Origin of the sequence: Serinibacter salmoneus (assembly GCF_002563925.1) — a bacterium.
GTDB classification, from domain to species: Bacteria; Actinomycetota; Actinomycetes; order Actinomycetales; family Beutenbergiaceae; genus Serinibacter; species Serinibacter salmoneus.
In genome coordinates, this window is the sequence record NZ_PDJD01000001.1 from 2,963,580 (window position 1) to 2,976,906 (window position 13,327).

At 72.1% G+C, this 13,327-nt stretch carries 12 protein-coding genes; 7 read left to right on the forward strand and 5 right to left on the reverse strand.

The genetic code is table 11. From position 1 onward, the window contains the following. Positions 1-9: 9 nt before the first annotated feature. Positions 10-1,326, reverse strand: coding sequence for a hypothetical protein (locus ATL40_RS13210; RefSeq protein WP_169925984.1), 1,317 nt, complete (start codon positions 1,324-1,326; stop codon positions 10-12). 118 nt (positions 1,327-1,444) lie between these two features. On the opposite strand from ATL40_RS13210, the gene ATL40_RS15110 reads away from it, so the two are divergent. Next, a complete protein-coding gene (locus tag ATL40_RS15110; RefSeq protein WP_169925985.1) occupies positions 1,445-2,188 on the forward strand; it encodes an LmeA family phospholipid-binding protein in 744 nt (247 codons plus the stop codon). Positions 2,189-2,231: 43 nt separating this feature from the next. Here ATL40_RS15110 and ATL40_RS13220 read toward each other — a convergent pair whose 3' ends face one another. After that, positions 2,232-2,765, reverse strand: a complete 534-nt coding sequence (locus ATL40_RS13220; protein WP_098469953.1) for an adenine phosphoribosyltransferase — start codon at positions 2,763-2,765, stop codon at positions 2,232-2,234. Next, positions 2,762-4,858: a bifunctional copper resistance protein CopD/cytochrome c oxidase assembly protein gene (locus tag ATL40_RS13225; protein ID WP_143556996.1), complete on the reverse strand. Its 2,097-nt coding sequence runs from the start codon at positions 4,856-4,858 to the stop codon at positions 2,762-2,764. Before ATL40_RS13225 ends, ATL40_RS13220 begins: the two co-directional genes overlap by 4 nt. Positions 4,859-5,230: 372 nt before the next feature. Between ATL40_RS13225 and ATL40_RS13230 the strand changes: the two genes are divergently transcribed. Genes ATL40_RS13230 through ATL40_RS13255 form a run of 6 tightly spaced genes read left to right on the forward strand, consistent with a single transcriptional unit; the run spans position 5,231 to position 10,594 of the window. After that, on the forward strand, positions 5,231-6,256 hold the full coding sequence (locus ATL40_RS13230) for an AAA family ATPase (protein WP_098469955.1): 1,026 nt from the start codon (positions 5,231-5,233) through the stop codon (positions 6,254-6,256). Continuing rightward, positions 6,253-7,164: a DUF58 domain-containing protein gene (locus tag ATL40_RS13235; protein ID WP_098469956.1), complete on the forward strand. Its 912-nt coding sequence runs from the start codon at positions 6,253-6,255 to the stop codon at positions 7,162-7,164. Before ATL40_RS13230 ends, ATL40_RS13235 begins: the two co-directional genes overlap by 4 nt. Continuing rightward, positions 7,151-7,603 carry a hypothetical protein gene (locus ATL40_RS13240; RefSeq protein WP_098469957.1) on the forward strand — a complete coding sequence of 151 codons (453 nt, stop codon included), beginning with the start codon at positions 7,151-7,153 and terminating at the stop codon, positions 7,601-7,603. Before ATL40_RS13235 ends, ATL40_RS13240 begins: the two co-directional genes overlap by 14 nt. Continuing rightward, entirely contained in the window at positions 7,597-8,631 is a 1,035-nt protein-coding gene (locus ATL40_RS13245) for a vWA domain-containing protein (RefSeq protein ID WP_098469958.1), read from the forward strand. The genes ATL40_RS13240 and ATL40_RS13245 overlap by 7 nt, the downstream gene beginning before the upstream one ends. Further along, positions 8,628-9,722 (forward strand): vWA domain-containing protein, encoded by a 1,095-nt coding sequence (locus ATL40_RS13250; protein ID WP_098469959.1) that lies wholly within the window; start codon positions 8,628-8,630, stop codon positions 9,720-9,722. Before ATL40_RS13245 ends, ATL40_RS13250 begins: the two co-directional genes overlap by 4 nt. Then, positions 9,719-10,594, forward strand: coding sequence for a hypothetical protein (locus ATL40_RS13255; protein ID WP_098469960.1), 876 nt, complete (start codon positions 9,719-9,721; stop codon positions 10,592-10,594). The genes ATL40_RS13250 and ATL40_RS13255 overlap by 4 nt, the downstream gene beginning before the upstream one ends. A gap of 103 nt (positions 10,595-10,697) precedes the next feature. Here the strand turns inward: ATL40_RS13255 and ATL40_RS13260 are convergent, their stop codons facing one another. Together ATL40_RS13260 and ATL40_RS13265 are read right to left on the reverse strand one after the other, a co-directional pair. Then, positions 10,698-12,206 (reverse strand): dihydrolipoamide acetyltransferase family protein, encoded by a 1,509-nt coding sequence (locus tag ATL40_RS13260; protein WP_098469961.1) that lies wholly within the window; start codon positions 12,204-12,206, stop codon positions 10,698-10,700. Between the two features lie 75 nt (positions 12,207-12,281). Beyond that, positions 12,282-13,322: an alpha-ketoacid dehydrogenase subunit beta gene (locus ATL40_RS13265; RefSeq protein WP_098470497.1), complete on the reverse strand. Its 1,041-nt coding sequence runs from the start codon at positions 13,320-13,322 to the stop codon at positions 12,282-12,284. Between the last annotated feature and the right edge of the window lie 5 nt (positions 13,323-13,327).

Sequence of the window (13,327 nt, forward strand, 5' to 3'; positions counted from 1 at the left end):
CGCGCGAGACTACTCCTGGGTGAGGACGCGCAGCGCACCGTCCTGGCTGAGGCGCGCGAGGGCCTGGGCGACCAGCGTCCGTGGATCGGCGCCCTCGGGCTCCCCGAATGCCTCCACGACGGCCGCGGTGAGCTGCTCCACGGTGGCCTCCTGCGCGAGACGCTCCCACAGCACCGGACCGATCCCGGCCACGCGCAGGAGCCGGGTACCGACCAGCAGCGCGACCTCGCCGTCGCGCTCCACGCAGTCGTTGGCGCGGGCCCGGCCGAACCGCACCCGGCCGGCGCGCTCCAGGATCTCCTCGGCGCCGATGGGTTCGGTGGGTGCGACCACCCCCGTGGGGTGGGGGCCGCCGTCCGCCGGCCTGATCCGGGCGCTGGGATCTCCCTGTGCCGCCAGGCTCAGGACCTCCTCGACCGCGGCATCCAGCGTGCCCGCTTCCCGGTAGACGATCCGTTGGAAGCCGCCCGTGAGATCCCCGAGCCGGGCGATCCACTGCAGCCCACCCCGGGTGCTGGGGAGGTAGGAGGCCTGCTCCACGAGCAGGGCAAGCGCGTCCAGGGTGTCCACCGGCTCCACGGTGGCCTGCTCGGGCCCGTCGGTCCGGCGGTCCAGGACCACGACCGCGGCGATCCGCGGGTCCGGCGGAGCCGGGCGCAGACCCAGTTCACCCACGCCCCGCTGGACCTTGTGGGGTGTGTCCGGTTCGATCACCGAGAGCGGCTTGCGGTGGGCGAGCACCCGTCCCTCGGGGTCGATCCCGACCGTCTCGTCCGAGAGGTACCCGAACCGCTGCGCGAGGTGCCGGGTGGCGGTCGTCTTCCCTCGCCCGGAGGGCCCCACGAGGGCGACGACGTTGCCCTCCTCGTCGGCCAGGCCCGCGGCGTGCAGCATGAGTAGTTCGTCCTCGCGGGCGTTGATGGCCGCGACGGTCACGGCGGAGGAGAGTCGCTCCATGAGCGCCTCGGTGCTGATCCCCCAGACATACTGCGCCAGCGGCTCACGTGCCTGCAGGTCCGCGGACGCCGCGGTGCGCACCTCGTGGTCGGACTCCACCCTGGGCACCAGGACGGCGACGGGAGCGACCGGCGACGCGCCCCCGGAGGCCGGAGCGTGCCCGTCCTGGGAGGGGGAACCCGTCTGCGTCGCGGCGCCGTCCCACGCCGCAGCGACCTCCTGCGCGCGCACGGGATCGAGATGGCTCAGGTCGAGGTCGATCCGGGAGCCGAGGACCTCCAGGGAGAGTCGGCTCGGGCCGGTGGGCGCGGAATCGGGCCGGGTAGGCCCGGCGAGGCCGGCGCGGCGTGACTTTGATCGGTCGGGCACGGGGATCAACGGTACTGGGTCGAGCCGCCACGGGCCCGTGGGCGGTCAGCGCGAGCCGCGCCCACCCGATCGACCGTTCCCGCGTGTGCATGCAGGTGCGACCGCTAGAGTCCAGCGGGTGAGTGCCCCCCGCCCGCGCAGCCGCCTGCGGCGCGCCCTGATCATCGTGGTCCTCGCGCTCGTGGCGCTCCTGGTCGCCGATCGCGTGACGGCCGCCGTCGTGGGTTCCAGGATCAGTGCCGTCATGACCACCGACCTTGCGGCGCAGGACGCCCGTGCCGGCGTCGCGGGGTTCCCGTTCCTGACTCAGCTGGCTGCGGGTGAACTGCGGCAGGTGAACGCCTCCGCCGGGTCGATCACCCTGGAGGGGGTCGAGCTGGAGAACGTGGCGGTGGATGCGAGCGACCTCCCGATCCGGGGCGAGGTGATCGCCGGTTCCGTGTCCCTCGCGGGCACCCTGCCCACCACCTCCTTGCAGGGACTCGTCACCGAGGCGGTGCAGGAACGCGGCGGGCTGGTCGGGGCCGCGGTCGAGGTCACGGTGAGCACCGGCGACGGCGTGATCGGCCTGGAGGCCGCCATCCTCGGATTCGGGCTGCTGGAGGTGGACGTGACACCACGCGCGGACGGGGACGTGATCCACCTCGACATCACGGACGTGCGGTTGGAGGGCACCGACGTGGATCTGGCCTCGCTCCCGTTCGGGCTCGGCGACCTCCTGCTGGAGGCACTCTCGGACGCGACCCCCACGATCTCCGGGCTCCCCCCGGGCATGGCCCTCACCGAGGTGCGGGTCACCGACGCCGGAGTACGGGTGCGAGCCGTGGGCAGTGAGGTCGATCTCACCGCGTACACCGACTGAGGAGGACTGGGGACGGCACCGTCCGCCTCGGCGGCAGCCGGGGCTACTCCTCGTAGCTGACCAGTGCGGTGACCTGGTCGATATCCCGCCGCAGCAGGAGGTCGCGCGGTTCGAGGAACGCGAGTTCCATCAGCACGGACACGGCCACGAGCGATCCCCCGAGCCGGTGGATCAGGTCAGCGGTGGCGGCCACCGTTCCACCGGTGGCGAGCACGTCGTCGACGATCAGCACACGGTCCCCCTGCGAGATCGCGTCGGTGTGGACCGCCAGCGTCTGGGTGCCGTACTCCAGGTCGTAGGTGGTCTCCACCGTGTCCCGCGGGAGTTTGCCGGACTTGCGCACCGGCACGAACCGCGCGCCCAGGGCCAGCGCCACCGGGGCCCCGACGATGAATCCCCTCGCCTCCATGCCGCAGACCACGTCGATGTCCTCGGGCGCCGAGGCCACCAGGGCGTCGACGGCTCGGCCGAAGGCCTCCGGGTCCGACAGCAGCGGCGTGATGTCCTTGAAGGTCACGCCGGGCTTGGGGAAGTCGGGTACGTCGCCGATGTAGGCGGCGATGTCGAAGTCGCTCAACGGGTCTCCTGTGTGGGGTTGTCGCGCGGGGAACGGCCGTCGTCAGTCTCCCCCGCTGTGCCGCCGCCCGCCATTCGCGCGAGCATCGCGTTGTAGGCCGCGAGGTCCGCCTCGCCGTCGCGCGCGGCCGCGCGGTCCAGGCGGATGGCGGTGCGCTCGTCGTCGCGGATCCAGGCGATGCCGAGCGCCACCGCCAGCACCAGTGAGGGCACCTCACCGAACGCCCACGCGTAGTAGCCGCCGAGCTGTTGGTCGGCGAGGGCGTCCACACCCCAGGGCAGTCCGAGCGCCCCGAACCAGGGCGCAGCAATGAGACTGGTGGACTGGGCGATGAAGAGACCGAAGAAGGCGTGGAAGCCCATCGTGGCGAACAGCAGCAGCAGCCGGATCGGATAGCCGGGCCTGGTGGGGCCCGGGTCGATCCCGATCAACGCATTCACGAACAGGTACCCGGTGAGGGTGAAGTGCACGATCATCCACAGGTGCACCAGGTGGTTGGACAGGGAGTACTGGAACAGCGGGGTGAAATAGAAGACGAACATGCTCAGCACCACGTTGATCGCCGCGATCACCGGGTTGCCGAAGAAGGCCGCGAGCCTGCTGTGCACGACGGCGAGCATCAGTTCGCGTGGACCCAGAGACCCGTCCTGGCGGCCCGGCAGGGCTCGCAGCGCAAGGGTCACGGGGGCGGCCAGCACCAGGAAGATGGGGATGAGCATCACCAGCAGCATGTGCTGCACCATGTGCGCGCTGAACAGGATCATCCCGTACACCGCCGCGCCGCCGGAGGTCACCCAGGCCAGCACGCCGAGGCCCAGCAACCCCCACGCCACCCGCAGCCAGGGCCACGCGTCGCCCCGCCGGCGCAGTCGCAGGCACCAGCGCACCAGCATCACCGCCGCCGAGCCGATCCCGGCGAGCACGAGCACGTCCGGCCGCACGAAGAACGCCCACCCGAACGCCGTGGGCTGCACCGGGACCGGGTAACCCGTGATCAGCTCCCCCGGGCTCGGGGCCTCCAAGGGGATCTCGGGCACCGGCGGCGGCGTGCTGGACAGCGTCGTGGCCATCCCGATCACGGCTGCCGCCACCAGTACCTCCACGGCGATCAGCCGCCAGAAGAGTGCGCTTGCGCCGTCGGCAAGCCGGGGAATCGTGCGGCGGCGGTGCCACAGCCCGAGCAGCCCGAGGGCGAGGGTGAGCAACGCCTTGCCGATCAGCAGTGCCCCGTAGGGCGTCAGGAGGTCGGAGGGGCCGGCGAGCCGCACTGTGGCACTGGCCACACCGGAGACCACCACGAGCGCGAGAGACCACGCCGCGATCGCGGAGTACCGGGAGGCCGCGGAGCGCACGTCCCGGCCGATCCGTGGGGAGACGATCATCAGCACCACGAGCCCGCCGATCCACATGGTCACGGGGATCAGGTGCAGATAGAGCGCGCCGACGGCGAGGATGTGGTCGGCGGCCCCGGCGGCGTGCCCGGAGGCGGCCACCGGAATGAAGGCTACGGCGCCCGCCACGACCGACCATGCGGCGCCGGCCGCGCTCGCCGTGGCGACCGCTGCGAGCGCCGTCACGGCCGTCAGGGCCAGGGCCCACAGACCGGCCTGTCCCAGCTCGATGCGCGTCAGGAACAACTCCAGCTCGGCGGTGAAGCCGGGTTCGGTGGGCGCACGCCCGGCCACCTGCGCGTAGGTGAGGACGAGCTGCACACCCACGCCGAGCGTCCACACCACCGAGGCCGCGGCCGCGGTGCGCTGCGCGATCGGCCAGGCTGCGCCGTCGGGCCGCACCCGGGGCCCCCGGGGCGCGCGAGCACCGCCCGAACGTCCGCGCCCCGCACCCGGTACCTGGCGCTGTGGGAGCACGAAGGCTGCGAGCGTAAGGGCACCCATCGTCACGGTCGCAGCCGTGGTGACCAGCAGGTCGGTAACCGGCAGGCCCCAGCGCACCAGAGCGCCGGGGTCGCTCAGCGCCGTTGCCTCCACTGCTCCGCTGAGGGAGGCGGTCACGGCGGTCACCACGATCGCGAGGACTGCGGCGGAGGCCAGGGTGCGCACTCTCCAGCGGGTCGAGGGTGCGGGAGATGTCACGTCACGAGCCTATGCGCTGGCGGGAGGGGTTCGCCGCAGGTCGGGGTTCGGGGGGGATGAACCCCGACCTACGGCACTCACGCGGACGGGGGGGCGTCCACGGCCGGGCGCGTCATGAGGGGGTTGACGCCCCGGCACCCGCACGAATGCGGGGAACCGCCGGCCCTGCGCACACCGACCGAATCACATCGATTCGAGTCAGGCCCGCGCCAGTGACCGTGTCACTACTATAACCAGAGGACCCGACACGCTTCCACTCGAGCGAGCATGTTCCAGGAGGAATTCTCCGCCTGACGCGCCTCGAGCGGGGCCGCTCCCCCGAGCTGTGATCTCGCAGTGGCAGAATGAGCGCGTTCGTGGACGCCAACACCAATGATCGGGGGCGCAGTGCCCACGCACCTTGCACCGACCACCTCGCCCATCTCCTACGAGGAGGCGACCCGCTCCTCGGAGCTGCTGGGACGCATCTCCCGGGTCTTCGACCAGCGGATCGTGGGCCAGCACGAGTTGCGCTCTGCCCTGGTCACCTCCTTGCTGGCGGGGGGTCACGTGCTCCTGGAGTCCGTGCCTGGCCTCGCCAAGACGCTGAGTGCGCACACCCTCGCCTCGGCCGTCGGCGGGAGTTTCCACCGCATCCAGTGCACCCCGGACCTGATGCCGAACGACATCCTCGGCACCCAGATCTACAACTACGCGACCGGTGAGTTCTCCACCCAGCTCGGGCCGGTGCACGCCAACATGGTGCTGGTCGACGAGATCAACCGCTCCTCTGCCAAGACCCAGGCAGCGATGCTCGAGGCGATGGAGGAGCGCCAGACCTCCGTGGGCGGCGAGGTCTACCGACTCCCGGATCCGTTCATGGTGCTGGCCACCCAGAACCCCATCGAGGAGGAGGGCACCTACGTGCTGCCCGAGGCCCAGATGGACCGCTTCCTGATGAAGGTGACCCTGACCTACCCCGGTCCGGACGACGAGGTCGGCATCCTCGAGCGGGTCTCGGCCGGCAGCTTCGACCGCCCCCTCACGGCCGAACCGATCAGCACCATGGAGGCGCTGCTCCTGCAACGCCTCACCGCGAAGGTCTACGTGGACACGGCCATCAAGCAGTACATCGTGGCGCTGGTGAACACCACCCGCGGCGGCGGCCCCCGGCCCGTGGCCGGACTCGGCCAGCACGTGCGGGTGGGCGCGAGCCCGCGTGGCTCGATCGCGCTGATGCGCGTGGCGCAGGCCATCGCCCTGCAGGAGGGGCGCTCCTACGTGATCCCCGACGACGTGAAGCAGATGCGCTACGCCGTGCTGCGTCACCGCATCGTGCGCACCTACGACGCCCTCGCCAACGACGTCCCGCCGGAGTCCCTCATCGACGCGGTGTTCGCGGCGGTCCCCAGCCCGTGACGGCGCCCGCCCAGCGCACCACCGCCGCACGCTCCCGCCTCGAGGCCGTCCGGGCGCGTCTGGAGTTGCCGACCGTCCGGCACGCCGCCGGAGTCCTGGACGGCCGGCACCGGTCGATCTTCAGCGGGCACGGTCAGGACTTCGACGAGATGGCGCTCTACCTGCCGGGCGACGACGTGGGAGACATCGACTGGAAGGCCTCCGCAAGCACGGGCCACCCCGTGATCCGCCGGTTCCAACGGGAGTCCAACCTCGCCATGGCGCTGTGCGTGGACACCGGCCGCTCCATGGCGACCCTCGCGCCCGACGGCACGAGCAAGGCGGACCTGGCGACGTTCGTGTGCGACGTCGTGGGCTACCTCGCGCGCAGCCGGGGGGATCTCCTTGCCCTGGTGGCGGGCGACGCCGAACGGTCCGTGCAGGTCCCGGCGCGCGGCGGCACCACCCACATGGAGGCGCTGCTGCACCGTATCGCCGGCATGATCACGCTGGATGCGCCGCCCTCGGCGATGACCCACGTGCTGGACCTCACCCTGACGTGGTTCACCAGACGCAGCCTGGTGGTGGTGGTCACCGACGAGGCCCGCCCCACCCGGGAGGCGGAGCAGACGATCAAGCGCCTGCGCGCCCGGCACGAGCTCATGGTGGTGCAGATCGCCGATGCGCTCCCCACCGACTTCGCCGGCGAGGTCGTGGCTGACGTGGACTCCCCGGTGCGACTGCCGCGGTTCCTGCGCGGACGTCAGGACGTCGCGACGGAGGCCCGCCGGGTGGCCGACACGCGCCAACGCGAGGTCACCGACATGCTGCGGCGCCACCGCGTGCCCAGCGTGGTGGTCCGCGGCGAGGACGACGTGGTGGACGCGCTCGCCGAGGTCCTGGCCAGGAGTCGCCGTGCCGGTTCCTGACATCGTGGCGGTCCCGCCGCAGGCCTACTCGGGTTGGCTGTGGCTCCTGGCCCTCCTGCTGCTGCTCGCCGTCGGCGCCTGGTACGTGGTGCTCCCGCGCCTGGCCAGGCGCGAGCCGGGGCACCCTGGCACCCCGGTGGATGCGCTGCGGCAGCAGCACCATGCACTCGTGGACGACGCTTACGCCCGGTACGAGGCGGGCGAGATCGACCTGCGCGCACTGCACCTGGAGTACAACCGGCTGCTGCGGGACTACGGCACCGCCCGCACCGGCCGCGACCTCAGCTCCCTCACCGCGCGTGACCTCGACCGGCTTGCGGACGCCGGCCCGCTGCGCGAGGCCCTGGACTCCTTCTCCGAGCCCGCCTTCGCGGCCGAGAGCGACGCCGAGGCACGCCGCGCCACCGAGACCACCCGGGCGGTGATCGCCTCATGGTGACCGCCGGACTGCAGCACTGGTGGGTGTTCGTGCTCGCCCTCGCCGCGCTCGTGGCCGCCTTCCTGCTCGGGTACCTGCGGCGTCGCCCCGCCCTCGGTGAGGCGCGGTGGGTCGCGAACGCCGGGTACCTCACCGCGCTGCCCTCCTTCACGCGTGCCCTCGGTCAGTACCGCCGCGGCCTGTGGGGCGCGGTCGTCCTGACCCTGCTGGCGGGGACCGCCGCCGGCGTGCTCGCCGCCCGCCCCGTGCAACGCGAGTCGACGAACCCCGAACTGGCCACGCGGGACATCGTCCTGTGCCTGGACGTCTCCGGATCGATGGTGGGGTACGACGCCGAGATCGTCGACACCTTCCTGGACCTGGTGGAGGAGTTCGACGGCGAGCGGATCGCCCTGTCCATCTGGAACCAGACCTCACGCACCGTGTTCCCCCTCACCGACGACTACGACCTGGTGCGGGAGGAACTGGCGCACGCCCAGGACGTGCTGGACTTCGACGTCGCGACCCTGGACGACAACACCTACGACCCCGAGGACCTGGACTCCCTGATCGCGTTCATCGCCGGCACCGATGGGGGCAGCGAGACCGACACCTCCCTGATCGGCGACGGCCTGGCCAGTTGCGGGCTGCTGTTCGACGAGGCCGACGCGGAGCGCTCCCGCACCGTGATCCTCGCCTCCGACAACCAGGTGATCGGGGAGCCGGTGTTCTCGCTGGAGGACTCCGCCGACTTCATCGACCGCCGGGACATCAACCTGGTGGCGATCTACGGGGGCGAGGAGAGCCTCGCCTCCGAGGCAGCACGGACGGAGTACGAGACGATCGTCACCTCCCACGGCGGGCTGTTCTTCGAGGCAGCCGACCCCGAGGCCGTGCCCGCCATCCTGGAGTCCGTGGAACAGGAGCAGGCGGTCGATCTCGATGTGGAACCCGAGGTCACCATCACCGATGCGCCGGCCTGGCCGCTGGCCGTGCTCGGCGGCGCACTGCTGGTCCTGGGCGGGCTGCTGTGGAGGTTGCGACTATGACCTGGCAACCCGTGTTCGGGCTGTGGAGTGCCCTGTTCGCGCTGCCGCTCCTCGGCGCCGGTATCGCGCTGGCGCTGTCCTGGCGCACCGAGAGCCGCACCGCGTGGCTGCGGCGCGGCGGCATCGCGCTCCTCGCGCTCGTGATGGCCCTGGGTCCCTCCACCGCGCGCGACACCACCAGTACCGTGGCGGTGAATGCCGACATCATCTTCGTGGTGGACCGCACCGGATCGATGGCCGCCGAGGACTACAACGGCTCCGAGCCACGCCTGGACGGGGTGAGCGCCGACATCACCGAGATCGTGCAGGACTTCCCCGGGGCCGAGTACGGCATCGTGGCGTGGGACTCGCGTTCCACCCGGCAGCTGCCGCTGACCAGCGACGCCAACGCGGCGATCTCCTGGGCCGACACCCTCACCCAGGAGCTCTCCTCGCTCTCGGCGGGATCCCGGCTGGACCGCCCGCTGGTGGCGCTCACCGAGATGCTCGAGTCGGCGCAGGAACGCAATCCGCAGAACGTCCGTCTGGTGTTCCTGATGTCCGACGGGGAGAACACGGACGGCGACGCCTCCACCGCGGACTCCCCCCTGATCCCGTTCGACGCGTTGGAGCCGCTGGTGGACGGCGGCGCGGTGCTGGGGTACGGCACCGTGGAGGGCGGCACCATGCGCGTGTGGGACGGTTCGACACCCCCCGAGGAGGCCGACTGGATCATCGACCCGGCCACGGACGAACCCGCGGTCTCGGTGATCGACGAGACCAATCTGCGCGCCGTGGCCGAGCAGCTCGCGATCCCCTACGAGCACCGCACCCAGCCCGGCGGGCTGGAGAGCGTGACGCAGGGGTACGACCTGACACAGATCGCCGGGGACGGGCGGCGCGAGGTGACGGTCTACACCCCGCTGCTGTGGCCCTTCGCCCTGGCCGTGCTCGGCCTGCTGGCGTGGGAACTGTTCGCCCTGGGCGGCGCGTTCCCCCGCATCCCCGGGTCCGCCCGCAGCACGACCGCCGCCCGTGGCCGCGGGAGCGCCCAGGGCGGGCAGCGAGCCCAGCAGGCGCAGGCCGGCGCCGCAACGGAGGATGCCCGATGAGCGCCCCGATGCTGACCGACCCCCTCGGTATGGACGAGGCCGCCCGGCGCAAGGCCGAGGAGGACGCCTTGGCCTCGACGCGGCGCCGTCGCCGCCGCCTGCTGTGGTGGTCCGCGCCCGTCGTGGCGGTCGCCGTGATCGTCGCGGGGTGGCTCGTGATCGCCTCCACCCTGACTCTGTTCGGCGTGCGCGCCTACGAGGGTCAGGACTACCCGGGAGCCGTGCGCGACTTCACCACGACGGAGTCGATGAACGTATCGGACTCCTGGAAGCCGGCGTTCAACGCCGGGACCGCGCGCTACGCCGCCGGCGCCTTCGCCACCGCCGCGACCGACCTCGAACGGGCGCTCGCGCTCGTGCCGCGCGCCGCCGAGGGCGAGGAGCGCGGCTGGCCGGAGTGCGCCGTCGCCACCAACCTGGCCCTGGCGCAGGAGGGCCTGGGCGATGAGGCACTGGCGGCGCAGGATCCCGACATGGCACTGAGTTTCTACGGCACGGCGCTCACCCACCTCGAGGGTTGCCGTGTGGAGCAGTACCCGGCCGACGACGAGGCCTCCTCGGCGCAGCAGGTCACCGCCGAGGATGCCTGGATCCGGTTGCAGGAGAAGATCGCCGGGGCGCAGTCCGAGGGTGAGGGCGGCGGCGCGGAGGAACCCGAGGACTCCGACGGGCAGGACGGGGACTCCGAGGACCCCGAAGGCTCCTCGGAGGACGAGCTGGAGAACCCCACCGAGCAGCAGGCACCCGGCGAGGAGGACCCCGATGCCGAGTTGCTGGGCGAGCTCGAGGAGCGCAACCGGGAGGCCCAGCAGGGACGCGAGGAGCAGGAGCAAGGCTTCGGCGGTGGCTCCGGCGGCGGTCAGGGCTGGTAGGCCTCGAGTCCGGTGAGCCGGCGAACCCGTGGCTCCCGCGGCGGGGACGTGCCCGAGGGGCACGTCCTGGCCGCGGGAGCCACGGGTTCGGCGTGAGGGGCGGTCAGCTCCAGACCATGGCGCGCGCCGGGTCCTCCAGCACGCGTGCGACGTCGGAGAGCACCCGGGCGCCGAGCTCGCCGTCCACGAGCCGGTGGTCGAAGGACAGCGCCAACTGAGTCACCCAGCGCGGCTTGATCTTGCCCTTGTGCACCCACGGTCGCTGCGTGATCGCCCCGAACGCGAGGATCGCGGACTCCCCCGGGTTGAGGATCGGCGTCCCGGTGTCGATGCCGAAGACCCCCACGTTCGTGATGGTCACGGTGCCGTCGGTCATGTCGCTCGGGGCGGTGCGCCCCTGGCGGGCCGTGGCGGTGAGGTCGGCGATGCCCTGCGCGAGGTCGCGCAGTCCGAGCCGGTGGGCGTTCTTGATGTTCGGCACCACGAGGCCGCGGGGGGTCGCGGCGGCGATCCCGAGGTTGATGTAGTGCTTGTAGACGATCTCCTGAGCCTCGTCGTCCCAGGCCGCGGAGATCTCCGGGTGGCGTCGGATCGCCAGCACCAGCGCCTTGGCGGCGATCAGCAGCGGGGTGACCCGCACGCCGTCGAACTCCTTGTCCGCCCGGAGTTTCTCCACCAGCTTCATGGTGCGGGTGACGTCCACGGTGTGCAGCACCGTGACGTGTGGTGCGGTGAACGCGGAGGCGACCATGGCCTCGGCGGTGCGGCGGCGCACGGAGCGCACGGGCACCCGGGTCTGCCGGCCGTCGTCGGAGACCACACCGTCGGCGAGCCAGGGGGTGTCATCCCCGGGATAGGTCACGAGTTGCCGGACCTCGCCCTCGCGGGCACGGGCCACGACGTCGTCCCGGGTGATGATCCCGCCGGGCCCGGAGGGCGTGACGGTCTCCAGGTCGATGCCGAGGTCGCGGGCGAGCTTGCGCACCGGTGGTTTGGCCAGCACCGGGACGCCGGAGGACGTGGGGGTGGAGACCAGTGGGCCGCGGGTGTCCGTCGGGCGGGCCTGCGGGGAGTGGGACGACGGCGTGGCAGGCGTGGTGGCCGGGGCCGGCTGCGCGGTGGGGCGGCTGGCGGGCTGGGTCGTTCCGTGCGCCCCGGTGCGTCGGGGACGCCGCGTGGTGGGTGCGTGCCCGGTGCCGTAACCCACCAGGACACCACCGGAGGGCTCGGGCTGGGAGGGCGCCTGCTGGGGCTGCTGAGCGGGTGAGCCCTGCTGGGGCGAGCCGGCCGCGGCGGGTGAGGCTGCGCCGTCGGGCGCCTGCGCCTGCCCGGCGGCCTCGGGGCTGGGCGAGGGCGCGCTGCCGTCCGGGTCGGTGTCGACCACGATGATCGCGGTGCCCACGTCCACGGTGGTGCCCTCGGTCACGAGGATCTCGGCGACGACCCCGTCCCACGGGCTGGGGAGTTCCACGAGCGACTTGGCGGTCTCGATCTCCACGATCACCTGGTTGACGGCGACGGTGTCCCCGGCGGCGACGTGCCAGGTGACGATGTCGGCCTCGGTCAGTCCCTCACCGACGTCGGGGAGGGCAAAGCGCTGCAGGTTCGGCACGATTCATCCTTACATTCATCCGCGAGGCAGTTTCGCCACCACCGCGAGGCAGTTGTGTTCGCCGGCGCTGAGCGCTCAGGCGGCGAACGCCCGGTCCACGGCGTCGAGGATCCGGTCCAGCGAGGGCAGGTAGTCCGACTCGATGGCCGAGGCGGGGTAGGGCGTGTGGAAGCCGCCGACCCGCAGCACCGGCGCCTGCAGGCGGTAGAAGCACCGCTCCGCCACGGCGGCTGCGATCTCGGCGCCCACCCCGTGCGCCGTCGGCGCCTCGTGCACCACGATCAGGCGACCGGTGCGCTCCACCGAGGCGACGACGGAGTCGAGGTCCAGCGGCGCCACCGAGCGCAGGTCGATGACCTCCAGTTCCCGCCCCTCCTCGGCGGCCGCCTGGGCCGCCGCGAGCGAGGTGGCCACGCTCGGACCGTAGGCCACGAGCGTGGCATCGCGCCCGGCGCGCACGGTGCGGGCGCGATGCAGGTCGCCACTCGGCTCGGCGTCGAGCTCGACCGCACCCTTCTCCCAGTACCGGGACTTGGGCTCGAGGAAGATCACCGGGTCCGGGGAGGCGATCGCCTGCTGGATCATCGTGTACCCGTCCTGGGCGGTGGCCGGGCTGACGATCCGCAGTCCGGCGGTGTGCGCGAACAGCGCCTCCGGGGACTCGCTGTGGTGCTCGATCGCGCCGATGTGCCCGCCGTAGGGGATGCGGATCACGACCGGCACCCGCACCCGCCCCTGGGAGCGGTAGTGCAGCTTGGCGAGTTGGGTGGTGATCTGGTCGAACGCGGGGAAGACGAACCCGTCGAACTGGATCTCCACCACGGGGCGGTAGCCGGCCATCGCCAGCCCGATGGCGGTGCCGAGGATCCCGGACTCCGCCAGCGGGGAGTCCACCACGCGCTGCGTACCGAACTGGGCCTGCAGGCCGTCGGTCACCCGGAACACGCCGCCGAGGCGGCCGATGTCCTCGCCCATGAGCATCACGCGATCGTCCTGCTCGAGGGCGCGGCGCAGGCCCGCGTTGATGGCCCGGGCCAGCGGGAGCGTGGTGGTCGACGGCGTGGGTCGCCCGGCGTCGCCGGTCGCGTTGGTCTGGATGTCAGTCGTGATCGCCATGATGG